This is a genomic window from Aminobacter ciceronei (genome assembly GCF_014138625.1).
GTDB classification, from domain to species: Bacteria; Pseudomonadota; Alphaproteobacteria; order Rhizobiales; family Rhizobiaceae; genus Aminobacter; species Aminobacter ciceronei.
This window is the reverse complement of sequence record NZ_JACJHY010000009.1, coordinates 57,780-80,634: the sequence shown is the minus strand read 5'-3', so window position 1 is coordinate 80,634 and position 22,855 is coordinate 57,780. Positions and strand designations below refer to the sequence as shown.

Genomic DNA, 22,855 nt, shown 5'->3' with positions numbered 1-22,855 from the left:
GCATGCTGGGGGGCATGGGCATTCCGGCGCTCAGGCGGCAAAGCCCATCCTCCCCTTTGCCCCTGTCCGCCCCGTCGGTACGGCCGACGGGGCGGTTGCGCTTTCAACGCAGCCAGCGTTCCAGGCGATCCATCGACTCGATCATGTCGTCATGGCTGCCCGCATAGGAAAACCGCATGAAACGGTGCCCTGCGAGCGGGTCAAAATCCCGGCCCGGCGTGGCCGCGACATGCGCTTCGGCCAGCATGCGGCTGGCGAATTCCATGCTGTCATTGGTCAGCCGCGAGACGTCGCAGAAGGCGTAGAACGCACCGTCCATGGGTGCGGCGAAGCTGAAGCCCAGTTCCGGCAGTCTTTTGGCCAGCAGTTCGCGGTTCCAGGCGTAGCGCGCCTTGATCACTTCGAGTTCGTCGGTGACGTTGAACGCCTCGATGGCCGCCACTTGCGACAGCTCAGGCGCCGAGATGTAAAGCGATTGCGCGATGCGCTCGACTGGCCGCACCAGCCGGTCCGGTAGCACCATCCAGCCGATGCGCCAGCCGGTCATGCAGTAATATTTGGAGAACGAGTTGATGACGGTGACGTCACTGTCATAGGTGAGTGCGGTCACATCTGGCGCGCCATAGGCGAGCCTATGGTAGATTTCGTCCGAAATCACCGCGATCCCGAGTTCGCGCGCGGTATCGACAAGCGCCTTGAGGTCGCCGGCCGGCACGACGGCACCGGTCGGGTTGGCGGGGCTTGCAAACAAGACGCCTTTCAGCGGCTTCTGCGCATGTGCTGTGCGCAGGTGCTCGGCATGGAGGTAGGCAGCGCCCTCCAGCTCGATCTCGACCACGTCGAGCCCGAGAGCGCCCATGATGTTGCGATAGGCAGGATAGCCGGGCGCCGCGATCGCCACCCGGTCGCCGGCATCGAACATTGCCAGGAATGCGAGATTGAAGGCCGCGGACGAGCCGGTGGTGACGGCGATTCGCGAAACCGGCACATCGATGCGGTAATGCTCGGCATAATGTGCCGAGATCGCCTTGCGCAGATCGGCAAGCCCGAGCGCGTCGGTGTAGCCGATACGGCCGAGTTTGAGCGCGGCTGCCGCGGCGTCACGCACCCGCTGCGGCGCCGGATCGGAGGGTTGGCCGACAGCCATCGAAATGACCGGCGCGCCCAACGCCCTGAGCCTGTTGGCCTCGGCCAGAATATCCATCGCATGGAAGGGCTCGACTTCGCCGCGCCGTGAAATCGCAACCGCCATTTTCGTTCACTTTCTACTGTCGCCCGCCGGGCAATGTGCCGCACAAATGCCTGATTGATATGGGGATCACAAGTTGATGAGTTTCTTGAACCAGCCTTTTCACAGCCCGACGGCTCGTTTACGAGTGTTTCCCGCTATGCAGAGCATCACAAGTCTTTCGCGTTTCGTCGCAAGATCAACGCGCGCAGTCACTGCGCTTGCGCTGTCGGCCGGGCTTGCTCTCGGCACAATGGGAACTGCCCATGCACAGGGTGTTCCGATCGTCCGGGACGCCGAGATCGAGGCTCTGGTGCGCGACTATGCCCGGCCGATTCTCAAGGCGGCGGGGCTTGCCAATTCGAACATCAACATCGTGCTCGTCAACGACCCGGCCTTCAACGCCTTCGTTGCCGGCCGGCGCATGTTCATCAACACCGGCGCACTGATGACGGCCGAGACGCCGAACGAGATCATCGGCGTCATCGCCCATGAAGCCGGCCACATCGCCGGCGGCCACCAGGAGCGCCTGCGCGACCAGTTGGCGCGTGCCCAGACGATGGCGATCGTTGCCGCCCTGCTAGGCGCCGGTGCGATGGTCGCCGGTGCAGCGAGCGATGCCAAGGGCCTTGGTGCGGCGGGCGCCGGCGTCGTCGCCGGGGGCTCGGAAATGGCACGGCGCAGCCTGCTCGGCTACCAGCGCACGGAAGAAGTCACCGCCGATCGTTCGGCGATCACCTATCTCAATGCCACCGGCCAGTCGGCGCAGGGCATGCTGAAGACATTCCAGCGCTTCCAGAACGCACTGTCGCTGTCGGGCGCGCGCGTCGATCCATACCAGGTCAGCCACCCGATGCCGCGCGAGCGCATCGCCAATCTCGAGACGCTGGCGCGCGAAAGCCCCTATTTCGACAAGAAGGATTCCGAGGCGCTGCAGCAGCGGCACGACATGATGCGCGTCAAGATCGCCGCCTACACCCAAGGGCAGGCCGCCACTTCACGACTGCTGCGCGGCACCGACGGTCTCGCCTCGCGCTATGGCGACGCCCAGTCGACCTATCTGTTCGGCGACCTGCGTTCGGCGCTGAGCAAGACGGATGCGCTGATCAAGTCGCAGCCGAAAAACGCCTACTTCCACGAGCTGCGCGGCGACATCCTGATGAAGTCGAACAAGCCCGCGGCCGCAGCCGAGGCCTATACCAACGCTGTCCGGCTCGACACGGCGAAATCAGGTATCCTGCCGATCCAACTCGGCCAGACCTATCTCGCCATGGGCACGCCCGACGCGCTGAAGAAGGCTGTCGTCGAAATCCGCAAGGGCCTTGACCGCGACCGCGAGAACGCCTCGGGCTATCGCTACCTCGCTCAAGCCTACGGCATGCTCGGCGACGTCGCCGACGCCGACCTTGCCACCGCCGACGGTCACTACTACAGCGGCGCCTATCAGGACGCGAAAATCTTTGCGATGCGAGCCCAGCAGAAGCTCAAGCCAGGCTCGCCGGGCTGGGTCCGCGCGCAGGACATCATCAACTACAAAGCGCCGAGCAAGAAAAAGAAGTGAACTTTCATTCGGCGGACAGCGACACACAGCGCCGCGCGTCATCCGGACGCGCAAAGGACGCTGTAGAACTTTAAACCTGATGCATGCCCCTTGCCAAAAATCGTTTCAGATTTTCGGAGGCATGCATAAGCCGAAACGGCTGGAGACCAAGGGACCATGAAAAAAGCACTTCTTCTCGGCACGACCGGCATCGCCGTCGCCCTCGCCATGCTGGCCTTCGGCCTCGCCGGTTCGCCAAATGCCGCACATGCGGAAACAGCGGCTACCACGGCCCTCGACAAGAAGCAGGTCGAGACGATCGTGCGCGACTACCTGCTCAACAACCCTGAACTGCTGCTCGAAATGCAGGGCGCTCTCGAAGCCAAGCAGAAGGAAGAGCAGCGCATCGCCAGCCTGAGCGTGATCAAGGAGAGCAAGGACGAAATCTTCAACTCGAAGTTCGACGGCATCGTCGGCAATCCCGACGGCAAGATCACTATCGTCGAGTTCTACGACTACAATTGCGGATACTGCAAACGCGCCCAGGCCGACATGAACGCGCTGGTCAAGACCAACCCCGACCTGCGCTTCGTGCTCAAGGAGTTCCCGATCCTCGGCCCGGACTCTCAGAAGGCCCATGTCGTGTCGATGGCCTTCCGCAAGTTGATGCCCGAGAAGTACGGCGAGTTCCACGACAAGCTGCTCGGCGGCGAAGGTCGCGCCGGCGAGGACAGCGCCGTCAAGCTGGCGCTCGAGCTCGGTGCCGACGAGGCCAAGCTGCGCGAGGCGATGAAGGACCCCACGATCGGCGAAGCCTTCAACCGCACCTACGATCTCGCCAACAAGCTGCAGATCAGCGGCACGCCATCCTATGTCGTCGGCAACGAGGTCGTCTTCGGCGCACTCGGCCAGGATGTGCTGGCGGAAAAGATCGCCGCGGCAGCCGCCTGCCAGGCAAATTCCACCTGCTGAGCAAGCTTTGTTCAGCGCGAGCCGTTGTGGACAGCGCAAGAAGTCGCTTGCGCTCTTTCCGCGACGGCTTATGCCGATTATAGAGGGTCCGCCGCGCCAGAGAGGATCTGGCGGGTGGAAAGGTCTTTAATTTGAAAACGGTTTACGTCCTCAACGGTCCGAACCTTAACATGCTGGGCAAACGCGAGCCCGGGATTTATGGCGGCAAGACCCTGGCCGACATCGAAGCCGACTGCCAGGCGGCAGCCGCCTCGCTCGGCCTTGCGATCGAATTCCGCCAATCGAACCACGAGGGCGTCCTGGTCGACTGGATCCACGAGGCCGGCGAAAAAGCTGTCGGCATCGTGCTCAATGCAGGCGCCTACACCCACACCTCGATCGCGCTGCAGGACGCCATTCGTGCCGTCTCGCCCTTGCCGGTCGCCGAGGTGCACCTTTCCAACATCCACGCCCGCGAGCCGTTCCGCCACAAATCGATGGTGGCACCAGTGGCCGTGGGCATGATCTGCGGCTTCGGACCGCTCGGATACACGCTGGCGCTGCAGGCGCTGGCCGCCCGGCTCTGACCGGAAACAGGAAGAGAAAAGGCTAGAACATGGCGACGAAGAAGACCGATGGTGTTGATCAGCAGCTGGTCCGCGACCTCGCAGGGATCCTGAACGATACCAACCTGACCGAGATCGAAGTCGAACTCGGCGATCTCAAGGTGCGCGTGTCGCGCCAGGCAGCGGCTGCCGTCCAGGCTTACGCCGCGCCGGCGCCTCTCCCGCTTGCAGCCGCCGCACCGGTGGCCGCAGCGGCTGCCGCTGGCCCGGCTGCTGCCGTCGACAGCTCGAAGAACGCAGTGCCCTCGCCGATGGTCGGCACCGCCTATCTCGCGCCGTCGCCGGATGCCAAGCCGTTCATCGAGATCGGTTCGGTGGTCAAGGAAGGCCAGACGCTGCTGATCATCGAAGCGATGAAGACGATGAACCAGATTCCGTCACCGCGCTCCGGCACGGTCAAGGCGATCCTCATCGAAGACGCGCAGCCTGTCGAATACGGCATGCCGCTCGTCGTCGTCGAGTAAGCCGGAAGGCTGCGCGCAATGTTTCAGAAAATCCTGATCGCCAATCGCGGCGAAATCGCCCTCAGAGTGCTGCGCGCGGCCAAGGAGCTCGGCATCCAGACGGTTGCCGTGCACTCCACCGCCGACGCCGACGCCATGCATGTGCGCCTCGCCGACGAAAGCGTCTGCATCGGACCGCCGCCGTCGCGCGACAGCTATCTCAACATCCATCAGATCGTCGCGGCCTGCGAGATAACAGGCGCCGACGCCGTGCATCCGGGCTATGGCTTCCTGTCGGAGAACGCCAAGTTCGCCGACATCCTGGCTGCGCACAACATCACCTTCATCGGTCCCTCGGGCGACCACATCCGCATCATGGGCGACAAGATCGAAGCCAAGCGCACCGCAAAGCGCCTCGGCATCCCGGTCGTGCCCGGCTCGGAAGGTGCCGTCAGCGACGAGAAAGAAGCCAAGCGCGTCGCTGCCGAGATCGGCTATCCCGTCATCATCAAGGCATCCGCCGGCGGCGGTGGCCGCGGCATGAAAGTCGCGCTGACCGAAGCCGACCTCGAGATGGCGCTCGCCACGGCGCGCTCGGAAGCCGGTGCCGCCTTCGGCGACGACGCCGTCTACATCGAAAAGTACCTGCAGAAGCCGCGCCACATCGAAGTGCAGATTTTCGGCGACGGCGCCGGCAAGGGCGTCCATCTCGGCGAACGCGATTGTTCTTTGCAGCGCCGCCATCAAAAGGTCTGGGAAGAGGCCAATTCGCCCGCCCTCAACAGCGAAGAGCGCTCGCGCATCGGCGACATCTGCGCCAACGCGGTGGCCAATCTCGGCTATTCCGGCGCCGGTACGATCGAGTTCCTCTACGAGAACGGCGAGTTCTACTTCATCGAGATGAACACCCGCCTTCAGGTCGAGCACACGATCACCGAAGCGATCACCGGCATCGACCTCGTGCACGAGCAGATTCGCGTCGCCTCGGGCGGCGGCCTGTCGGTCACCCAGAACGACATCCGCTTCCACGGCCATGCCATCGAGTGCCGCATCAACGCCGAGGATCCACGCACCTTCGTGCCCTCGCCCGGCACGATTACGCATTTCCACACGCCCGGCGGCCTCGGCATCCGTGTCGATTCAGGCGTCTATTCCGGCTACCGGATCCCGCCATACTACGACAGCCTGATCGGCAAGCTGATCGTGCACGGCCGCAATCGCGTCGAATGCATGATGCGTCTCCGGCGCGCGCTCGATGAATTCGTGGTAGATGGTATCAAGACGACGTTGCCGCTGTTCCGCGAGCTTGTCGGTAACCCCGACATCGCAAATGGCGACTACGACATCCACTGGCTGGAAAAACATCTCGCGAAAGGCGAGTAGAATGAGGGTCGCATGACCCGACCTTATGCGCCCGGCTACGGCATACCCACGGACCTTCTTCTGAAGGCCTATGCGTCGGGCGTCTTTCCCATGGCAGAAAGCGCGTCGGATCCGGAAGTGTTCTGGGTCCGGCCCGAGACACGCGGCATCATCCCCTTCGACGGCTTCCATGTGCCGCACAGCCTCGCCAAGACGATCCGGCAGGGCCATTTCGAGATCCGCTTCGACAGCGACTTCGAAGGCGTCATCGACGCCTGCGCCGAACGGCGCGCAGGCCGCCTGTCGACATGGATCAACGCGCCGATCCGCGAGGCCTACACCCACCTTCACCGGATCGGCAACGCCCACTCCGTCGAGGCCTGGCGCGACGGCGAGTTGGTCGGCGGGCTCTACGGTGTCTCCTTGGGCCGCGCCTTCTTCGGCGAAAGCATGTTCTCACGCGAGACAGATGCGTCCAAGGTGTGCCTCGTCCACCTGGTGCAGCGGCTCAGAGAACGCGGCTTCCTGCTGCTCGATACGCAGTTCACAACCGATCACCTGAAGCGCTTCGGTGCGGTCGACGTGCCACGCGACAAATACGAGAAGCTGCTCGCCAAGGCGCTCCTCGGCGAAGCCACCTTCACGCCCTGAGGGCAAGCTAGCTCTTCGTCTGAGCCGCTTGCGTTATCGGCGTCTGGGCGTGGAACATCATCTTCCAGCCCTGCAGGCGATGGACGTAGCCCGTGCTCACCAGCGCCTGGTACGGCTCGCCATCTTCACGGATTGCCTTGGCCTCGTATGTCAGCATGACGATGTCGCTGCCCGGTTCGACGATTCCTTGCACCTTCATCTCGAGATTGCGCCAGCGGCGCGGCTTGGTCGCGGTGGCGGCAAGCTCGGCATTGCTCATCACGCCCGCCATCTCGGGAAAAGCGACAAGGCACTCCCTGTCGGCGTTTTCGGCAAAAAACTCCTGGTTCCCGGTCCAGAATTCCCGTTCGAGCTCAAGCAGTTCGTCACGGTTGACGGTCACGGCACGATCCTCCGCTGGCGTTGCTCACGACGCCAAACGTCAGGGGCCCCAAGCGGTTCCGAAAAAGGCTCAGTTGGTCTTGGCGGCTTCCGGAGCCGGAACGTCCGACTTCTGCTTGCAGGCCTTCAGCCAGACGTCATAGACGGCGTGCTCGACGGCGTTGAGGCCCGGGCTTTCGGCAAACATCCAGCCGGTGAAGATGCGCCTGATCTTGCGGTCGAGGGTGATCTCGTCGACTTCGACGAAGGAATCGGTCTTCGGCTCTTCGTTCTCGGGCCTGGAATAGCAGACGCGCGGCGTCACCTGCAGCGCGCCGAACTGCACGGTCTCGTCGACATAGACGTCGAAGGTGATGATGCGGCCGGTGATCTTGTCGATGCCGGCAAACTCGGCAACCGCGTTCTTGATCCGCTGCGGCGGGGCCGCGACCTTGGGTGCTGCCTGTGTCTCTGCAGGAGCAGGCTGGGCCTGATCGGGAGCAGGCTGCCCCTCACCCGGCAAGGGTGGGACGTCGATGGCAGGCAGATCGTCACCTTGCTCGACCTGCTGATCGAGCGGCAGCCGCTCGATGCTGTCCTGGGCCGTTGCCTGGCCAAGCGCTGCGCACAGCGTTGCCGCCACAAGTAGGGTTTTCGCCTTCGATCGTCCGCTCGACGGAATCCGGCCAGGAAAAATCATTCAGTCGTTACCGCCGTTGCGCCCGGAGTGTGTCCCACTCGCTGATTCCCACGCGCCAAGGCTAATCGCCTGACGCCAATGGGCAAGGAGTTAGCCGCCAATTGTGGCGACAAATGTCCGCGCCGTTAAGCTGTCTGTCTTAAGCGCCGGGCGTCCAGGCGTCGTAGTCGCCGGTGACCTGCGGGCGATGCGTATAGCCCAGCACCGAACCCTTCGGGCGGTAGGCGCCGCCGGTGCCGGTCAGATTCGGCTGATGCGGCTTCTGCCAGTCACGCGGAATGTAGTTGTCGCTCGGCGGCGCCACGTCGACACGATGGTGCATCCAGCCGTGCCAGCCGGGCGGAATCGTCGAGGCTTCGGCATAACCGTTGTAGATCACCCAGCGGCGCGTGCGGCCTTCCGAATCCTTGCCGCCTTCATAGTAGACGTTGCCGAACTCGTCCTGGCCCACCTTGGTGCCTTTGCGCCAGGTGTGGAAACGCGTGCCAAGGGTCTGGCCGTTCCACCAGGTGAAAAACTGGACAAGGAATTTCTTCATCGGATCCTCGCGGCAGGCGCGTCGAAAGTCTCCTGCTTATGGCGTCACGCCGGCGCGAAGGCAAGAGATTAGACGCCGCAGCCTGGTGCCTGCGACGATTGGCAGACGATCCATCAACACCTACTGTTCACGGTGAGCACCAGAATGGACGCAATCCATGCCCTTCATGCAGATCCTCGAAATGCTGAGCATGCTGGTGACGATCTTCGGCCTGCCGCTGGCGATCTTCATCTTCGTCTTCGAACAGCGCAAGGCGCGGGTCAACGAAGAGGAAGAAATCTACCAGATGCTCTCAGACGGCTACACCAACTTCCTGACGCTGTCGCTCGACCATTCCGACCTCTACCTGCAATCGCAGACCGCAACGAAGGACCTGACGGCCGAACAAAAGGACCGGCTGCTCGCCATGTTCGCCATCCTGATCTCCCTGTTCGAACGTGCCTATCTCGTCGCCTACGAACCCGGCATGTCCGATCGCAAGCGCCGCCGCTGGGCATCCTGGGAGGATTTCATGCGCGAATGGTGCCGGCGCGAGGATTTTCGCAACGCCCTGCCCCAGCTCCTGCCAGGCGAAGACCCCGCGTTCGCCGTCTACATCAGGCGCCTTGCGCAAGAAGAGGCAGAGCCGCGCTCGTCCTGATGGACGATGCCATTTCGCACTTGCTCACGTTTTCATCTCGCACTTGCAAAGTAATTAGCCGGTCCTTAAAGGACTCTCGCCCTGACAGGGCTCACGGACCGGCCTTGGCCGGAAACGTCGAGGGAGGAAAAGACATGGCTTCCGACGCGCCTGCGGCTGCCGGCCGCATCACGCCCGCCGCTCTGCTGGCCCGCAAGGGCAAGGAGCCCATCGTCTGTCTCACCGCTTACACCTATCCGATCGCCCGGCTGCTCGATCCGCATGTCGATCTGCTGCTCGTCGGTGACAGCGTTGCGATGGTGCTGCATGGCCATCCCAACACGCTGGGCGCGACGATGGACATGATGGTCGCCCACGGCCAGGCGGTGATGCGCGGCGCGTCCCGCGCTTGCGTCGTCGTCGACATGCCCGCCGGCAGCTACGAGGACAGCGTCGAAAACGCCGTCACTTCCGCCGGCCGCATCATGCGCGAAACCGGCTGCGATGCCGTCAAGCTCGAAGGCGGCGTGGCAATTGCCGCGCAGATCGCAGCCATCGTCGCATCAGGCATTCCCGTCATGGGCCATATCGGGCTGTTGCCGCAGTCGGTCGAAAAGGAAGGCGGCTACAAGATCAAGGGCCGCTCCGAGGCCAATGCCGAGGCGCTTTATGCCGATGCCAGGGCGGTCGAGGCGGCGGGCGCCTTTTCGGTCGTCATCGAAGGCACCGTCGAGCCGGTTGCGGCCGAGATCACCCGGCGCATCACTATTCCCACCGTCGGCATCGGCGCCAGCCCCGCTTGCGACGGCCAAGTGCTGGTCATCGATGACGCCATTGGCCTGACCGTCGACCGGGTGCCCAAATTCGTCAAGGAATACGCGCATTTGCGCGATGTCGTCGCTGACGCCGCCGCGTCCTACGCTCGCGACGTCCGCAGCCGCGCCTTTCCCGGCCCCGAGCACCTGTTTTCGCTGAACAAGGACAAGGCATGACCATTGTCGTCGAAACCATCGCCGCCCTCCGCGCCCAGGTGCGGGCATGGCGTGCCGAAGGACTGAAGGTCGCGCTGGTGCCGACAATGGGCGCGCTGCATGACGGCCATGTCTCGCTGATGCGTGCCGCCCTTGAGCGCGCCGACCGTTGCGTCGTCTCGATCTTCGTCAATCCGCGCCAGTTTGCGCCGACCGAAGACCTCGACAAATATCCGCGCCAGTTGGCGCTCGACCTCGACAGGCTGGAAAAGGCGGGCGTCCACCTCGCCTTCACGCCCGGTGTCGAGGAGGTCTACCCGCAAGGCTTTGCCACCTCGATCTCGGTCGGCGGCCCGTCGGCCGGGCTCGAGACCGATTTCCGGCCGGCTTTCTTCGACGGCGTCGCCACCGTCGTCGGCAAGCTGTTCATCCAGTCGGAGCCCGACCTCGCCGTGTTCGGCGAGAAGGACTACCAGCAGCTCTGCGTGGTGAAGAAGCTTGTGCAGGACCTGAACCTGCCGCTGGAGATCGTGGGCTCGCCGACGATCCGCGACAGCGAGGGCCTCGCCATGTCGTCGCGCAACGCCTATCTCAGCGCCCAGGAACTCGAGATCGCGCGCCGATTGAACAAGATCCTGCGCAAGGCAGCGTCCGCCCTTGAAGGCGGTGCCGACGAGGCGGTGACGATGGCCGCCGCGCGGCAGGACGTGCTGGAAGCCGGATTCGATGCCGTCGACTATGTCGCCGCGCGCCAAAGCGACACGCTCGCGCCATGGCAACGCGACACGGACGGTCGAGTGCTGGTTGCGGCCCGCCTCGGCAAGACGCGTCTCATCGACAATGTCGAGATTTCGGCCAGCTAAGTCCGGCCTGTATCAGCCCAGCTTCTTCTCGAAGATCAGCGCCGGAATGCCGGACTGGTCGGCGCCGCAATTGGCAGTCGCACCGGCATGGGCGAAACCATTTGCTTCGTAGAAGGCAATGGCGCCTGCATTTGCCTCTTCCACTTCGAGCCGCAACATGCGCGCCTCGGGAAAGCACTGTTCGATCTCGTCGAGCAGCAGCCGACCGACGCCGGCCCGCTGGTGGCGCGGCAGCACATAAAGTTGGTGCAGCATGACTGTCTTGGCGTCACCGGATGCCGCCGCGAAGGCCATGCCGGCGATGGTCTTGCCGTCGTCGGCAACAAGAAACTCGGAATTCGGCCGCGTCAGCCGCGCCTTGAGCGACGCCAGCGAATGCCACTCTGCCGTGATTTCATCGACCCGCTCGACGCCATAGATGGCGTCGTAGGTCGCGTGCCACGTGTCGGCGAGCAGCGCCTTGATCGTCTCAAGGTCGCGCTCGCTCGCCATGCGTACGAACATCGCTATTCCTCGATGCCGAGCTTGGCCTTGACCAGGTCGTTGACCGCCTGCGGATTGGCCTTGCCGCCGGTCGCCTTCATCACCTGGCCGACGAACCAGCCGGCCATTGTCGGCTTGGCGCGGGCCTGGTCGGCCTTGTCGGGGTTGGCGGCGATGACGTCGTCGACGGCCTTTTCGATGGCGCCGGTGTCGGTCACCTGCTTCATGCCGCGGCTCTCGACCAGCTCCTTGGGGTCGCCGCCCTCGTTCCAGACGATCTCGAACAGGTCCTTGGCGATCTTGCCGGAGATCGTGCCTTCCTTGATCAGGTCAATGATGGCACCGAGCTGATCCGGAGAAACAGGTGCGTTTTCGATATCCTTGCCGGCCTTGTTGAGCGCGCCGAGCAGATCGTTGATGACCCAGTTGGCGGCCGCCTTGCCGTCGCGGCCGCTTGCCACCTTCTCAAAATAGTCGGCGATCGACTTTTCGGAAACCAGAATCGAGGCGTCATAGACCGACAGGCCGAGCGAGGTGACCAGGCGATCCTTCTTGTCGTCGGGCAGCTCGACGAGGTCCTTGGCGAGCGCGTCGACATAGGCCTGGTCGAATTCCAGCGGCAGAAGGTCCGGATCGGGGAAATAGCGGTAGTCGTGCGCCTCTTCCTTCGAGCGCATCGAACGCGTCTCGCCCTTGTTCGGGTCGAACAGGCGGGTTTCCTGGTCGATCTTGCCGCCATCCTCGAGAATGGCGATCTGGCGACGTGCCTCATATTCGATAGCCTGGCCGACGAAACGGATCGAGTTGACGTTCTTGATCTCGCAGCGCGTACCGAACTCGCCACCCGGACGACGCACCGAAACGTTGACGTCGGCGCGCATCGAGCCCTCGTCCATGTTGCCGTCGCAGGTGCCGAGATAACGCACGATGGTGCGCAGCTTGGTGACATAGGCCTTTGCCTCGTCCGACGAGCGCATGTCCGGCTTGGAGACGATCTCCATCAGCGCCACGCCCGAACGGTTGAGGTCGACGTAAGACATTGTCGGATGCTGGTCGTGGATCGACTTGCCGGCGTCCTGTTCGAGATGCAGGCGCTCGATGCCAATCTCGATGTCCTCGAACTCGCCCTTGCGGTCAGGGCCGACGGAGATGGTGATCTTGCCCTCGCCGACGATCGGCTGCTTGAACTGTGAGATCTGATAGCCCTGCGGCAGATCGGGATAGAAGTAGTTCTTGCGGTCGAACACCGACTTCAGGTTGATCTGCGCCTTGAGGCCGAGGCCGGTGCGGATCGCCTGCTTGACGCATTCCTCGTTGATGACGGGCAGCATGCCGGGCATTGCCGCGTCGACCAGGCTGACATTGGCGTTGGGCTCGGCGCCGAACGCGGTCGACGCACCGGAGAACAGCTTGGCTTCCGAAGTGACCTGGGCATGGACCTCCAGGCCGATGATGACCTCCCAGTCACCGGTGGCACCGGAAATGAAGCGCTTGGCGTCGGGCGTGCGGGTATCGATGAGGGACATGGCGGCCTGCGTCATTGGATCGAGAAGATGCGGATCGAGAAGTACGAAACGCATAGTTTAGTGTGCGCCTTCGCTAGTGCAAACAGCCAATGGAGGCAAGCGCTGCCTGCGCGGCAAGGCTGCGGCTTGCGTTCTCATCTCGCTTCAGGACATCGCTTCGGCGGCGACAAGGCCTCTTGGCAGGTCGACCTTGACCACAAGCCCGGTCGGCCTGTTGTCGTCGAGCGCCATCCTGCCGCCATGGCCGTGCACGATGTCGGCGACGATCGACAAGCCCAGGCCGAAGCCGCGCCTGGCGCTCGCGCCGCGTGAGGCGTCGACCTTGTAGAAGGGTTCGAATACACGCGCCCGCACCGTTTCGGGGATTCCGGGGCCGTTGTCGCTGACCTCGATCAGCACCGCGTCGTCGGTGGCGGTCAGCACCACCTCGACATTGGGCGCGAACTTGACGCTGTTGTCGCAGAGATTTGTTCGTCATTGGCTGTGGCGCGATCTGCTGCCCAAGCCGTATCCGGGGCGAGAATCCCGATGACCATGACCGCCAGCGACATGCGGAAAGCAACCGGTGCAGTATCTATATTTGCGGACATGCGTACTCCGAAGCCTGAGATGGGCGCCCCGCCCCACCGGGCGTTGCACCCGACGCGACCAGTCATCCCAATTCGGAACCCGTGCCGGTATGAAGTAATGTCAAGTCTTGTTGCAGCGATGCCGGCATCGGCAACAGATCCGCCAGCCAGCAACCCGACCGCGCGGGTCGGTGGGCTGGCATTTCGCCTGCTTCGTTGCTATATCCTGGCCATCCCTATGGAGTGTGGATGTTCTATTCGTCTGAGCCCTGCTGAGGCCCCAGCCTTCTCCTGAAGGCGGGGCATGAAAACCTGAAACCCCGTGCCGTGAGTTCTCGCGGCGGCGGCATTTTTCTTTGGCCCATCGGCCAGGTTTTCCAGGACTCATCAAGAATGGACATCTCGCGCACGGAACAGCGCATCCTCCACCTGCTCGCCCAGGGCGGACGTATCGAAATCGAGAAGAACGACAAGAGCAAGATCGAGGCAGCCATCTGCCTCACCCGCGATGGCTGGCGCTATCCGGGCTTCGATCTCGACCTTTTCAGGAAACTGAAGCGAAAGAAGGCTGTTTCTTCTTCCGATGGCGGCCCCTATCGCATCACACGGCGCGGACTCGAACTCGTCCGCTCCGAACTCGACAACAGGTAAAAGGCGGCATCGCCGGCCGGGATCAGTCCTGGCCGGCGCAAGCCCTGCGTGCTCCTGAGCTCAGGCGGTGGCGATGTAGGCCTTGATTTCCTCTGCCTCCCGCTCGACATCCTCGATGCGGCGCTTGACCACGTCGCCGATCGACACGATGCCGTAGAGATAACCGTCGCGCTCGACAGGTAGGTGGCGGAATCGGCCGACCGTCATGATCTCCATGACCTGGTTGACCGTGTGGTTCTCGTTGCAGATCTTGACCTTGGGGGTCATCACGTCGCGCACCGCCTTTTCAAGGGCGGCACCACCTTCCTTGCCGATGATACGGACGACGTCGCGCTCGGACAGGATGCCGACGATCTTGCGGTCGCCATTGGTCACGACCAGGGCACCGATACGGTGTTCGGCAAGAATGCGAACCGCTTCCGACAGCTGTACATTGGGCCCAATGGTAAAAACGTCGTGGCCCTTCTTCTCGAGAATTGCCTTCACAGTCATCGTGGCCTCCTGCTGCTGTCGATCAGTCAAAACACTCCATGCCGGCCCACCGGGCCAACTGCATCGTGCGCTGCATTGGGTCGCATTTCAAGTAAAACGCGCTCAGGCAAACTCGCGCCTGCGGTCGAAAAACCTGATGCCCAGAAAGCCCGCCAGGAAGCCGCCTATATGGGCTTCCCAAGCGATCTGATTGTCGACGCCAGGGGTGAAACCGACGATCCCGGTGACTAGGTTGATGACCATCCACACGCCCAAGAAGGTCATTGCCGTCCGTGAGCGGAAGACATCGCGGATCGGCAGCGGCGCGCCTGCAAAAGCCGGCTTGCCTTGCGAACGGTCGACCTGGAAGCTGAAACGCGCGGCAGCCCCCATCATGCCTGAAATCGCGCCCGAGGCGCCGACGAGCGGCGAGGCATCGGTCGAATGCAGCACATAGTGCAGCGCCACCGCCGCAAGCGTCGTGACGGCGAAGAACGCCGAGAACCGAGCGACCCCGAGTCGGTTGGCAAGCGGCGAGCCGAACGCTGCCAACCACACCATGTTGATGATCAGGTGGGCGAAGCCGCCATGCAGGAAGGCATAGGTCAGCGGGCTGGTGAAAGCCCAGATTTCGAGATCGTATTGGCCCGAATAGCGGATCGGAATGAAAGCCGCCCGTACCACCATGGCAAAATCCTGGTCGGAGCTGAGGACATAGACACGGATCAGATGGATCGCCACGCAGGCGCCGATGATCGCAATGACGATGGCTGGCAGGTTGAACACCGGTTCGCGGCGCTGCGGCTCGGCCTCGATGACCTCAGGCGCGTCGTTCTGTCTTGCTGGTTCGCTCATGCACTTCCGATTCGTTTGTGGTCCGGCGTGCGCCAGCCTCGTTCCATCTAGTGCAGGCCGGCCGAAAGCGCAAAAAAGAAGCCGCCCAGGGTTGCCCCTGGACGGCTGGTCGAGCCCCCCTGCCCGTCCCCAAAAGTAACTCTTGACTGAAGTGCTGCCGACCGCGCCTGCGCGGCCACTTCATGGAGTGAATGGAACGTGCCACGTAAGCCTGGGCACAGCAACGTAAACCCTTTGTTAACCTTAACGATCCCGACCCGTTAACAACTGTTACCAAGACTGGCACGCGTCCTGCTCCGCGCCTCATGTAGTCCTCAAGAATGAAGCGATTCTGTCCAGAGATGGCACATCAGGCACAGAAACGCTCGGAGCGGAGCAATATGAAACAGAAAGGATCGCTGGCACTGTTCCAATATTGGAACCGCCTTCGCGACGGCCGACCCGCACCCAAACGGACGGAAGTCGAGCCGGCCGAGATCAAGGCCCTGCTTGCAGACACTTTCATCCTCGAGCGCGACACCCGCGGCGAAGCGGTCTTCCGCCTCGCCGGCACCCGGCTATGCGCCACCTTCGGCCGCGAGCTCAAGGGCTTTTCGTTCCCCTCGCTGTGGCGTCAGAAGGACCAAAGGCTGATGGCACGCCTTGCCTATGGTGTGTTCCAGCAGAAGTCCGTGGTGGTAATCAACTTCGAAGGCTTCACCTCCAGCCTGCGCGCAACGAGCTTCGAAATGCTTCTGCTGCCGCTCGATGGCGGCATCGAAAACCCGCGCAGCCTGGGCGTCCTGTCGAGCGTCGACCGGCCGTTCTGGCTCGGCTCCGATCCGCTCACCGATGCCTCCATCGAAAGCGTGCGCGTCGTCGATCCGGACCTGGAACCGATGTTCCTCAAGAACCGTCCGGCGGTCACCGTGCCATCGCTCGCACCGAGCGATAGCGCCCTTTCCGGCGAGCCGAGCCCGCTCGATGGCGCGCGCCGGATACGCCACCTGTTCGTTCTCGAAGGCGGACGCGAAGAATAGCGCAAGCGGGCGACCCCAGAGGCCCGCTGCTAGGCGTTTTGTTAACCTCTTTGGCGCTAGTTTCGCCCAATAGCTCCCCGATGCGGTTCGGCGGGAGTTTGCAGATATGAGGGTAACATGAGGCCAGCGGCGATTGACTACGCGCCGTCACGGGCGGAACGACGCAACTTCCAGCGCGTCCGCGTGAAGATCTATGGTCGCTTCATGCTCGAGGATCGAACCGAGCATGCCGGCCAGGTCGTCGACATGTCGCCCGGCAACGTCGCCTTCCGCACCGACCGCTCAGGCGCCGCAGGCGAAAAAGTCATTGCCTATATCGACCATATCGGCCGCGTCGAGGGCGTCATCACCCGCACGCTATCGGACGGCTTCGCCATGACCGTCATCGCCTCCGAGCGCAAGAAGGACAAGCTGGCGGCCCAGTTGACCTGGCTTGCCAACAAGCACGAACTCGACCTGCCGGAAGACCGCCGCCACGAGCGCGTCGCCCCGCGCAATCCGATCAGCGCGCTGCAGCTCATGGATGGCCGGCAATATCCCTGCCGCATCATCGACCTGTCGCTCTCAGGTGCTGCCATCGAGATCGAGGTTAAGCCGGCGATCGGCGTCCAGGTCACGCTCGGCACCATGCGGGGCCAGATCGTCCGCCACTTCGAAGACGGCGTCGCCATCGAATTCGCCGTCATCCAGCGCCCCGAATCGCTCGACACCGAGTTCAACCGCCCGCGCACCTGACTGCGCCCAGTTTTCATAAAAAGGCACAGCCTGACCTTCCGCCGAAGGTCAGGCTGTTTGTATTTTGACGCAGGCACATCCGAAAGCGCACAAGCGTAGCGTTCCAGAACAACGGCAGCGGCTCGACTGCTGTTTCATTCCAGCACAGACAAGCCCGCGACTGCCTCTCCGGCGTCACCTTCCCGGCATCACGCCCCCCACCATCACAGCATGGATCCTCGGGGCAGGCCTCTGGGATGACGAAGCGGAGAGGCAGGTCCGGACAAACCGGGCTTACCACCCAAGCCCGCGAAACAGGTCATGCCACTCGGACCTGATTTGCCCGATCCCTGCGGCACGCAGCGTCGTCATGCCAAATTCGATAAAAATGTAATCAAATTTTCCGCAAGTTTTATTATTGTTCTATTCTTTGTTTCCGCAATTTCTCTTTTGTTTTTACTCAACATCTACTTCGCAGTTTTGCGTCAAATAAATCCGGACCTGTCATTGTCACCTCAAACGGGGAGACAACAAAATGAACATGCGTCGGGGATGGCTTCTGCTTCTGGCCACGACAATTCAGGCAGGTGCCGTCAGCGCCGCCATGGCGACACCGGCAGTCATGCAGACCAACGGCCGCACCACCCAGCCGGTCGGCCACTATGAGCTGTGCAAGCGCTCGCCGATCGAGTGCAATGAAAAGACCGCAAGCAGCAAGCCGGTCGAGCTGACCCGCAGCCTGTGGAAGGCGATGATTGCCATCAACGACAAGGTCAACACCGACGTCGCGCCGCGCACCGACATGGAAATGTGGGGCCAGGAAGAAGTCTGGTCCTATCCCGACAACGGCGCCGGCGACTGCGAGGACTATGTTCTGGAAAAGCGCCGCAACCTGATGGAGCTGGGCGTCCCCGCCGGCAATCTGCTGATCACCGTCGTGCGCCAGCCCAATGGCGACGGCCATGCAGTCCTGACGGTGCGAACCAGCCTCGGCGAATACATCCTCGACAACCTCGACACGCGGGTCCTGGCCTGGGACGAGACCGAATACACCTATCTCAAGCGCCAGTCGGAGCGGAATTCGGGCGTCTGGATTGCGATCAACGACGGCCGCGCCGACGCGGTGGCGTCGGTTCGCTAAGCGCAGCAGCCCCGGGCGCGCCCTATGAGAGGCGCGCCAAGGCAGCTGCAGCCCTATGAATCGGTGCATGGCATTCCGAAAATCGGCCCCGGTTTTCGGGGGCATGCGCTGGTGAGAAAACCCGGTCGCGTCCCCACCCTCCCCGTCCCCAACGACCGGGTCTAGGAGCCGGCCCATCCCCGGGCCGGCTCCGCCTTTTCAGGCAAGCCAGGGTGCAAACGAAATGCCGCCGGGCAAGGTGGTCAGGCTCAAGATAAGCCCGCGGTCGCGGGGATGAGTTTCCCTGGCTGCGAAAATGCCGAAACGCAGCGGCTGTGTTCAGAAGCCTGGCGTCGCTGCGCCGCGCGGCGCAGCCTTCGCGAGTCGGCCGTCTCGCCTAGTCCTCGCGCTTCTTCAGCCCGCCGGAAAACCGGCGCTGGTTGGCGACGTAATCGTCCGCGGACTTGCGCAGCCGGTCGGCGGCTGCGTCATCGAGTGTGCGGATCACCTTGGCGGGGGAGCCGACAATCAGCGAATTGTCGGGAAATTCCTTGCCTTCTGTCACCAGTGCACCGGCACCGACAAGGCAGTTCCTGCCGATCCTGGCGCCATTGAGCACGATCGCGCCCATGCCGATCAGCGAATTGTCGCCGACCGTGCAGCCATGCAGGATAGCCCTGTGGCCGATGGTGCAGCCCTCGCCGATTGTGAGCGGAAAGCCCGGATCGGTGTGCATTACCGTATGTTCCTGGACATTGCTGCGGGCGCCGATGGTGATCGGCTCGCGGTCGCCGCGGATGGCTGTCCCGAACCAGATGCCGACGTCGCGCCCGATCCTGACATCGCCAACCACCGCCGCATCGGGCGCGATCCAGCTGGTGGCGCGGTCCTCGAACTGCGGCTCGACCCCGTCGATTGCGTAAAGCGGCATCGTCAATTCCTTTTCTTTGGCGCGCGCAACCTATGGAGCGCATCGCCACAAGGCAAGCGTGCAACACAGCCTTAACGCGCCATTAACCATGCGCACGCAATGTCGAACAGATATCGGGCTCCCGAACGAACGGGAGCTGGGGTTACCGGCCCGGCAAGGCGCATGACGCGAAGGCAAATGCCAGCCGTGGCCGCTCTGGAGACATCAGATGAAGCAAGAGACGGCCGACAATTCCGGTTTCGACGTCGTCGATTCGGCGCTGATGATGAAGGTCTTCTACGGCTTTGCCGTGCTCGCCATACTTTCGGTGGCGATCAGTCTGGGCGGCCGCTGGTTCGGCCAGACCATCGCCATGGCCGGCTACACAGATGAGGTCGCACCGCGCGAAATCGTCATCGGCAACGACGTCATTTCAGCCCCCGCCAACATGATCCGCTTCGAGAAGGCCCGCCGCGACGGCATTGCCGGGCGCCTCGATCTCTATCTGCGCTGGCCCGAAATGGACGGCTACAGCGAGGCGGCACGGCCGGCATTCAACAATCTCGACGGCCACAAGCGCATCGTCTTTCTCAGCCTAGAACCGCGCATGATGACCCGCGACATGAGCGGCCGTCTTGCGCCAATCTACAGCGAACTGACCGTCAAGCCGGGCGTACCGGGCCCCGAAGGCATGACGCTGTTCGGCTTCACCGAGAACTCAGGCTATCTCAACGAGGTGCTTGCGGTTGCCGCGCGCAACGGCGAACCACCCTTCGTCGCTCGCTGCCTCAGCGGCACGGAGGCTGAGGAATCGCTCGCGCCTTGCGAGCGCGACGTCTTCGTCGGCAAGGATCTGAGCCTGACCTACAGATTTCCGAGGGAGCTTCTGGGAGAGTGGCGTGCGCTGGACCGGGCGGTGATCGCCAAGGCGAATGCCATGCTGCACGTGAAGTAGCTGCCGCGCGAACGTCGCCGCGCGGCGCAGGGGCCGAGCGATTGGTCAGCCCAGATCGACGTCGAGGATCGCCATCGAGAAATTGTAGTCGCCGTCGTCCTCGTCCTTGAAAACGATGCCGAGGAATTCGTCGCCGATATAGACCTCAGCCGAGTCGTCCTTGCGCGGACGTGCCTTGACCTGAAGGTTGGGGTTCTGGAACTGACGCTTGAAATAGGCGTCGAGTTTTCGGATTTCTTCCGGCTTCAACTGGCTTCTCCGGCTTGTCGTTAAGAGACGCGCTTCTGACACGCCAACCATGGCGCTGTAAAGGCAAGGCTTGGCTTACCCCCGCGCAAATCGCGCCAGCGCCCGTCACGGGCGCCGGCACGCAATCTCAGATATCGAAGCTGACGACGTGATCCATGGTCTGCGACGGCAGCAGCTGGTCCATCTGGCTCGACGGTCGGTCGCAGCCGGTTTCGCCGACGACGCGCGCCGGAACACCTGCCACCGTCTTGTTGTGCGGCACCGGCGACAGCACCACCGAACCCGCGGCGATCTTGGAGCAGTGGCCGACCTCGATGTTGCCGAGGATCTTGGCGCCGGCGCCGATCAGCACGCCGTAGCGAATCTTGGGGTGGCGGTCGCCCCCGGCCTTGCCGGTGCCGCCCAGCGTCACGCCATGCAGGATCGAGACGTCGTCCTCGACGACGGCGGTTTCACCGACGACGAGACCGGTGGCATGATCGATGAAGATGCCCTTGCCCATGCGCGCGGCCGGGTTGATGTCGGTCTGGAACACCGAGGACGAGCGGCTCTGCAGATAGAGCGCGAAATCCTTGCGGCCGCGGTTCCACAGCCAGTGCGCCAGGCGATGCGTCTGGATGGCGTGGAAGCCCTTGAAGTAGAGCACGGGCATCAGATAGCGGTCGCAGGCGGGATCGCGATCGTAATAGGCCTGGATGTCGGTGCGCACCGTGTCGCTCCACTCCGGCCGATCTTCCAGCATGGCATAGAAGGTCTGGCGGATCAGGTCGGCGCCGAGATCCTGATGCGCCAGGCGCTCGGCCAGACGGTGGATCACCGCTTCCTCGAGCGTGTCCTGGTTCAGGATCGTGGCATAAAGAAATGCCGCCAGCAGCGGGTCGCCCGCAACCGCATCGGTCGCTTCGTCACGCACCGATCGCCAGATCGGATCGACCGGCTTCACCGAGCTTGGGCGCGCTGCGGATATGGTGTTCATCGACGGTCTCCGTTCACTGCCGGCTTGTGCATTCCCGCGCGGGACATATAAGCCAGATGCTAGCACGATTGAACTCAATTTTCCTTAGTGCTCGATCAAGTGGATTTGGTTCGCGGATATTCAAGGCGCCATGGAAACTGAACCCTTGCTGGTCATGACGGCCGGTGGCGTTGCCACGATCGTCATCAACCGCCCGTCGCGCAAGAACGCCGTCACCCAGGCGATGTGGGTCGACCTGGCCCGTCATGTCCTCCTGTTGTCGTCCAATCCCGACATCCGTGTCATCGTCCTCAGCGGCGCGGGCCAGGACTTTTCCGCCGGCGCCGACATCTCCGAATTCGATACATTGCGCGGCGATGCCGACAGTGCACGCGCCTATGAGGCGACAAATTCGGCGGCCTTCGCCGCCCTGCGCAACAGCGCCATTCCCGTCATCGCGGCGATCCGCGGCATCTGCTTCGGCGGCGGCTTCGGCCTGGCGGCGGCCTGCGACCTGCGCATCGCCACGCCGGACGCCCTGTTTGCCGTGCCCGCGGCACGCCTTGGCCTCGCCTACCCGCAGGACGCGATGGGCGACATCGTCTGGGCCGCCGGACCGCAGATGGCGAGATATCTCACCTACACCGCCGGCCGCATCGATGCGCAGGCAGCCCTCTCTGCAGGGTTCCTGCTCGAAACCGTCGACCCCGAGCGTTTCGATGCCCGCGTCGGCGAGATCAGCAGGACAATTGCCGAGAATGCGCCCCTGTCGGTGCGCGCCTCCAAGGCGGCAATCCGCGCGGTGTTGAGCCGTGACGCAGGCGACACAGCCCTTGCCCGGGCCGCCGGCGACGCCACCTTTCTCAGTGACGACTATGCCGAGGGCCGCGCCGCCTTTGCCGGCCGGCGCACACCCGTGTTCAAGGGGCGGTGACATGTCTTTGATCGACGACGCCACCAAGGCGGAACTGACCGCCCTCTATCAGGCCGACGACCGCCATTACCACGGCATCCGCCACATCGAGGCTTTGCTGGGGCTGCTGACGGAGTACCGCGCCCAGTTCGCCGATGCCGAGGCGGTCGAGGCGGCGATCTGGTTCCATGACGCGATCTATGACAGCCGCGCCAAGGACAATGAGGCGCAAAGTGCAGCGCTGGCCGCCGACAGGCTCAATGGGCGGGTCGACGCCGCTCGCCTCGCCGGCATCGTCAGGATGATCGAGGCCACCGCCAGCCACGAGGTGCCTGCCTTCGAAGATGCGGCAGCCAAGGTCGACGCAGCCCTTTTGCTCGACATGGATCTGTCGATCCTCGGTGCCCCGGCTGACATCTTCGACGCCTATGAAGACGCCGTCAGGCGCGAATATGACTGGGTCAGCGACACCGACTGGTGCGCCGGTCGCGGTGCGGTGCTGCGCAATTTCCTGGCGCGGCCTCGTATTTTCCATACCGACATCTTCGTGACGCGGTTCGAAGCCGAAGCACGAGCCAACATGGAGCGCTCGCTGACAAGACTGGGCGGCTGA

The 22,855-nt window shown here is 63.1% G+C and carries 27 protein-coding genes and 1 pseudogene; 16 read left to right on the top strand and 12 right to left on the bottom strand.

Annotation, left to right across the window (positions count from 1 at the left end):
- Positions 1 to 103 precede the first annotated feature (103 nt).
- On the bottom strand, positions 104 to 1,252 hold the full coding sequence (locus HNQ95_RS11390; protein ID WP_182574100.1) for a pyridoxal phosphate-dependent aminotransferase: 1,149 nt from the start codon (positions 1,250 to 1,252) through the stop codon (positions 104 to 106).
- Positions 1,253 to 1,388: 136 nt separating this feature from the next.
- On the opposite strand from HNQ95_RS11390, the gene HNQ95_RS11385 reads away from it, so the two are divergent.
- The 6 genes from HNQ95_RS11385 to aat all read left to right on the top strand — a co-directional run bounded on the left by HNQ95_RS11385 (position 1,389) and on the right by aat (position 6,801).
- A complete protein-coding gene (locus HNQ95_RS11385; RefSeq protein WP_067961565.1) occupies positions 1,389 to 2,789 on the top strand; it encodes a M48 family metalloprotease in 1,401 nt (466 codons plus the stop codon).
- A gap of 156 nt (positions 2,790 to 2,945) precedes the next feature.
- Positions 2,946 to 3,740 carry a DsbA family protein gene (locus HNQ95_RS11380; RefSeq protein WP_182574101.1) on the top strand — a complete coding sequence of 265 codons (795 nt, stop codon included), beginning with the start codon at positions 2,946 to 2,948 and terminating at the stop codon, positions 3,738 to 3,740.
- A gap of 131 nt (positions 3,741 to 3,871) precedes the next feature.
- Positions 3,872 to 4,306 carry a type II 3-dehydroquinate dehydratase gene (gene aroQ, locus HNQ95_RS11375; protein ID WP_182574102.1) on the top strand — a complete coding sequence of 145 codons (435 nt, stop codon included), beginning with the start codon at positions 3,872 to 3,874 and terminating at the stop codon, positions 4,304 to 4,306.
- A gap of 29 nt (positions 4,307 to 4,335) precedes the next feature.
- The gene (gene accB, locus HNQ95_RS11370; RefSeq protein ID WP_182574103.1) at positions 4,336 to 4,809 is read left to right on the top strand and encodes an acetyl-CoA carboxylase biotin carboxyl carrier protein; all 474 of its coding nucleotides are present in this window, start codon (positions 4,336 to 4,338) and stop codon (positions 4,807 to 4,809) included.
- Between the two features lie 18 nt (positions 4,810 to 4,827).
- A complete protein-coding gene (accC, locus tag HNQ95_RS11365) occupies positions 4,828 to 6,171 on the top strand; it encodes an acetyl-CoA carboxylase biotin carboxylase subunit (protein WP_067961557.1) in 1,344 nt (447 codons plus the stop codon).
- A gap of 12 nt (positions 6,172 to 6,183) precedes the next feature.
- On the top strand, positions 6,184 to 6,801 hold the full coding sequence (gene aat / locus HNQ95_RS11360) for a leucyl/phenylalanyl-tRNA--protein transferase (protein WP_067961555.1): 618 nt from the start codon (positions 6,184 to 6,186) through the stop codon (positions 6,799 to 6,801).
- Positions 6,802 to 6,808: 7 nt separating this feature from the next.
- On the opposite strand, the gene HNQ95_RS11355 is transcribed toward aat, so the two are convergent.
- The 3 genes from HNQ95_RS11355 to HNQ95_RS11345 all read right to left on the bottom strand — a co-directional run bounded on the left by HNQ95_RS11355 (position 6,809) and on the right by HNQ95_RS11345 (position 8,399).
- Positions 6,809 to 7,183: a hypothetical protein gene (locus tag HNQ95_RS11355; protein ID WP_067961552.1), complete on the bottom strand. Its 375-nt coding sequence runs from the start codon at positions 7,181 to 7,183 to the stop codon at positions 6,809 to 6,811.
- A 69-nt stretch (positions 7,184 to 7,252) separates the two neighbouring features.
- On the bottom strand, positions 7,253 to 7,684 hold the full coding sequence (locus HNQ95_RS11350) for a DUF2155 domain-containing protein (RefSeq protein ID WP_154384240.1): 432 nt from the start codon (positions 7,682 to 7,684) through the stop codon (positions 7,253 to 7,255).
- 316 nt (positions 7,685 to 8,000) lie between these two features.
- Positions 8,001 to 8,399, bottom strand: coding sequence for an NADH:ubiquinone oxidoreductase subunit NDUFA12 (locus HNQ95_RS11345; RefSeq protein ID WP_182574104.1), 399 nt, complete (start codon positions 8,397 to 8,399; stop codon positions 8,001 to 8,003).
- A gap of 157 nt (positions 8,400 to 8,556) precedes the next feature.
- On the opposite strand from HNQ95_RS11345, the gene HNQ95_RS11340 reads away from it, so the two are divergent.
- The 3 genes from HNQ95_RS11340 to panC all read left to right on the top strand — a co-directional run bounded on the left by HNQ95_RS11340 (position 8,557) and on the right by panC (position 10,852).
- Positions 8,557 to 9,039: a hypothetical protein gene (locus HNQ95_RS11340; RefSeq protein WP_067961548.1), complete on the top strand. Its 483-nt coding sequence runs from the start codon at positions 8,557 to 8,559 to the stop codon at positions 9,037 to 9,039.
- 134 nt (positions 9,040 to 9,173) lie between these two features.
- Positions 9,174 to 10,010, top strand: a complete 837-nt coding sequence (gene panB, locus HNQ95_RS11335) for a 3-methyl-2-oxobutanoate hydroxymethyltransferase (protein ID WP_067961546.1) — start codon at positions 9,174 to 9,176, stop codon at positions 10,008 to 10,010.
- Complete coding sequence (gene panC / locus HNQ95_RS11330) at positions 10,007 to 10,852, top strand: pantoate--beta-alanine ligase (RefSeq protein ID WP_154384032.1); 846 nt, start codon at positions 10,007 to 10,009, stop codon at positions 10,850 to 10,852. The genes panB and panC overlap by 4 nt, the downstream gene beginning before the upstream one ends.
- 12 nt (positions 10,853 to 10,864) lie before the next feature.
- On the opposite strand, the gene HNQ95_RS11325 is transcribed toward panC, so the two are convergent.
- The 3 genes and pseudogenes from HNQ95_RS11325 to HNQ95_RS11315 form a co-directional block, all read right to left on the bottom strand.
- A complete protein-coding gene (locus HNQ95_RS11325; RefSeq protein WP_182574105.1) occupies positions 10,865 to 11,356 on the bottom strand; it encodes a GNAT family N-acetyltransferase in 492 nt (163 codons plus the stop codon).
- A gap of 2 nt (positions 11,357 to 11,358) precedes the next feature.
- On the bottom strand, positions 11,359 to 12,861 hold the full coding sequence (gatB, locus tag HNQ95_RS11320; protein ID WP_067966460.1) for an Asp-tRNA(Asn)/Glu-tRNA(Gln) amidotransferase subunit GatB: 1,503 nt from the start codon (positions 12,859 to 12,861) through the stop codon (positions 11,359 to 11,361).
- A 144-nt stretch (positions 12,862 to 13,005) separates the two neighbouring features.
- Positions 13,006 to 13,317: pseudogene (locus tag HNQ95_RS11315) on the bottom strand (sensor histidine kinase); the annotation flags it as partial.
- Positions 13,318 to 13,823: 506 nt separating this feature from the next.
- Here HNQ95_RS11315 and HNQ95_RS11310 point away from each other — a divergent pair.
- Positions 13,824 to 14,081 carry a YjhX family toxin gene (locus HNQ95_RS11310; RefSeq protein WP_067961539.1) on the top strand — a complete coding sequence of 86 codons (258 nt, stop codon included), beginning with the start codon at positions 13,824 to 13,826 and terminating at the stop codon, positions 14,079 to 14,081.
- 60 nt (positions 14,082 to 14,141) lie between these two features.
- Here HNQ95_RS11310 and HNQ95_RS11305 read toward each other — a convergent pair whose 3' ends face one another.
- A complete protein-coding gene (locus HNQ95_RS11305; RefSeq protein WP_067961538.1) occupies positions 14,142 to 14,573 on the bottom strand; it encodes a CBS domain-containing protein in 432 nt (143 codons plus the stop codon).
- A 102-nt stretch (positions 14,574 to 14,675) separates the two neighbouring features.
- The gene (locus tag HNQ95_RS11300; protein WP_067961536.1) at positions 14,676 to 15,407 is read right to left on the bottom strand and encodes a rhomboid family intramembrane serine protease; all 732 of its coding nucleotides are present in this window, start codon (positions 15,405 to 15,407) and stop codon (positions 14,676 to 14,678) included.
- Between the two features lie 380 nt (positions 15,408 to 15,787).
- Here HNQ95_RS11300 and HNQ95_RS11295 point away from each other — a divergent pair, with 380 nt between their 5' ends.
- The 3 genes from HNQ95_RS11295 to HNQ95_RS11285 all read left to right on the top strand — a co-directional run bounded on the left by HNQ95_RS11295 (position 15,788) and on the right by HNQ95_RS11285 (position 18,281).
- Positions 15,788 to 16,426 carry a PAS domain-containing protein gene (locus HNQ95_RS11295; RefSeq protein ID WP_067961534.1) on the top strand — a complete coding sequence of 213 codons (639 nt, stop codon included), beginning with the start codon at positions 15,788 to 15,790 and terminating at the stop codon, positions 16,424 to 16,426.
- Between the two features lie 117 nt (positions 16,427 to 16,543).
- A complete protein-coding gene (locus tag HNQ95_RS11290; protein WP_067961533.1) occupies positions 16,544 to 17,161 on the top strand; it encodes a PilZ domain-containing protein in 618 nt (205 codons plus the stop codon).
- A 514-nt stretch (positions 17,162 to 17,675) separates the two neighbouring features.
- Complete coding sequence (locus HNQ95_RS11285) at positions 17,676 to 18,281, top strand: transglutaminase-like cysteine peptidase (protein WP_067961531.1); 606 nt, start codon at positions 17,676 to 17,678, stop codon at positions 18,279 to 18,281.
- 376 nt (positions 18,282 to 18,657) lie between these two features.
- On the opposite strand, the gene HNQ95_RS11280 is transcribed toward HNQ95_RS11285, so the two are convergent.
- Complete coding sequence (locus HNQ95_RS11280) at positions 18,658 to 19,191, bottom strand: gamma carbonic anhydrase family protein (protein WP_067961529.1); 534 nt, start codon at positions 19,189 to 19,191, stop codon at positions 18,658 to 18,660.
- 208 nt (positions 19,192 to 19,399) lie between these two features.
- Between HNQ95_RS11280 and HNQ95_RS11275 the strand changes: the two genes are divergently transcribed.
- Positions 19,400 to 20,125, top strand: a complete 726-nt coding sequence (locus HNQ95_RS11275) for a hypothetical protein (protein WP_067961527.1) — start codon at positions 19,400 to 19,402, stop codon at positions 20,123 to 20,125.
- A gap of 45 nt (positions 20,126 to 20,170) precedes the next feature.
- Here the strand turns inward: HNQ95_RS11275 and HNQ95_RS11270 are convergent, their stop codons facing one another.
- Positions 20,171 to 20,374 (bottom strand): DUF3126 family protein, encoded by a 204-nt coding sequence (locus HNQ95_RS11270; protein ID WP_067961526.1) that lies wholly within the window; start codon positions 20,372 to 20,374, stop codon positions 20,171 to 20,173.
- A 127-nt stretch (positions 20,375 to 20,501) separates the two neighbouring features.
- On the bottom strand, positions 20,502 to 21,350 hold the full coding sequence (gene cysE, locus HNQ95_RS11265; RefSeq protein WP_067961524.1) for a serine O-acetyltransferase: 849 nt from the start codon (positions 21,348 to 21,350) through the stop codon (positions 20,502 to 20,504).
- 130 nt (positions 21,351 to 21,480) lie between these two features.
- Between cysE and HNQ95_RS11260 the strand changes: the two genes are divergently transcribed.
- Positions 21,481 to 22,263, top strand: coding sequence for an enoyl-CoA hydratase-related protein (locus tag HNQ95_RS11260; RefSeq protein WP_182574106.1), 783 nt, complete (start codon positions 21,481 to 21,483; stop codon positions 22,261 to 22,263).
- A gap of 1 nt (position 22,264) precedes the next feature.
- On the top strand, positions 22,265 to 22,855 hold the full coding sequence (locus HNQ95_RS11255; protein ID WP_067961522.1) for an HD domain-containing protein: 591 nt from the start codon (positions 22,265 to 22,267) through the stop codon (positions 22,853 to 22,855).

Bases quoted from the DNA above. Each gene is read 5' to 3' on its own strand.
- gatB (WP_067966460.1), bottom strand. From the start codon at position 12,861: ATGTCCCTCATCGATACCCGCACGCCCGACGCCAAGCGCTTCATTTCC.
- HNQ95_RS11255 (WP_067961522.1), top strand. From the start codon at position 22,265: ATGTCTTTGATCGACGACGCCACCAAGGCGGAACTGACCGCCCTCTAT.
- accC (WP_067961557.1), top strand. From the start codon at position 4,828: ATGTTTCAGAAAATCCTGATCGCCAATCGCGGCGAAATCGCCCTCAGA.
- HNQ95_RS11325 (WP_182574105.1), bottom strand. From the start codon at position 11,356: ATGTTCGTACGCATGGCGAGCGAGCGCGACCTTGAGACGATCAAGGCG.
- HNQ95_RS11290 (WP_067961533.1), top strand. From the start codon at position 16,544: ATGAGGCCAGCGGCGATTGACTACGCGCCGTCACGGGCGGAACGACGC.
- panC (WP_154384032.1), top strand. From the start codon at position 10,007: ATGACCATTGTCGTCGAAACCATCGCCGCCCTCCGCGCCCAGGTGCGG.
- HNQ95_RS11275 (WP_067961527.1), top strand. From the start codon at position 19,400: ATGAAGCAAGAGACGGCCGACAATTCCGGTTTCGACGTCGTCGATTCG.
- HNQ95_RS11380 (WP_182574101.1), top strand. From the start codon at position 2,946: ATGAAAAAAGCACTTCTTCTCGGCACGACCGGCATCGCCGTCGCCCTC.
- HNQ95_RS11305 (WP_067961538.1), bottom strand. From the start codon at position 14,573: ATGACTGTGAAGGCAATTCTCGAGAAGAAGGGCCACGACGTTTTTACC.
- HNQ95_RS11300 (WP_067961536.1), bottom strand. From the start codon at position 15,407: ATGAGCGAACCAGCAAGACAGAACGACGCGCCTGAGGTCATCGAGGCC.
- HNQ95_RS11295 (WP_067961534.1), top strand. From the start codon at position 15,788: ATGAAACAGAAAGGATCGCTGGCACTGTTCCAATATTGGAACCGCCTT.
- accB (WP_182574103.1), top strand. From the start codon at position 4,336: ATGGCGACGAAGAAGACCGATGGTGTTGATCAGCAGCTGGTCCGCGAC.
- HNQ95_RS11390 (WP_182574100.1), bottom strand. From the start codon at position 1,252: ATGGCGGTTGCGATTTCACGGCGCGGCGAAGTCGAGCCCTTCCATGCG.
- HNQ95_RS11260 (WP_182574106.1), top strand. From the start codon at position 21,481: ATGGAAACTGAACCCTTGCTGGTCATGACGGCCGGTGGCGTTGCCACG.
- HNQ95_RS11340 (WP_067961548.1), top strand. From the start codon at position 8,557: ATGCCCTTCATGCAGATCCTCGAAATGCTGAGCATGCTGGTGACGATC.
- cysE (WP_067961524.1), bottom strand. From the start codon at position 21,350: ATGAACACCATATCCGCAGCGCGCCCAAGCTCGGTGAAGCCGGTCGAT.
- aat (WP_067961555.1), top strand. From the start codon at position 6,184: ATGACCCGACCTTATGCGCCCGGCTACGGCATACCCACGGACCTTCTT.
- HNQ95_RS11285 (WP_067961531.1), top strand. From the start codon at position 17,676: ATGAACATGCGTCGGGGATGGCTTCTGCTTCTGGCCACGACAATTCAG.
- HNQ95_RS11345 (WP_182574104.1), bottom strand. From the start codon at position 8,399: ATGAAGAAATTCCTTGTCCAGTTTTTCACCTGGTGGAACGGCCAGACC.
- panB (WP_067961546.1), top strand. From the start codon at position 9,174: ATGGCTTCCGACGCGCCTGCGGCTGCCGGCCGCATCACGCCCGCCGCT.
- HNQ95_RS11280 (WP_067961529.1), bottom strand. From the start codon at position 19,191: ATGCCGCTTTACGCAATCGACGGGGTCGAGCCGCAGTTCGAGGACCGC.
- HNQ95_RS11310 (WP_067961539.1), top strand. From the start codon at position 13,824: ATGGACATCTCGCGCACGGAACAGCGCATCCTCCACCTGCTCGCCCAG.
- HNQ95_RS11385 (WP_067961565.1), top strand. From the start codon at position 1,389: ATGCAGAGCATCACAAGTCTTTCGCGTTTCGTCGCAAGATCAACGCGC.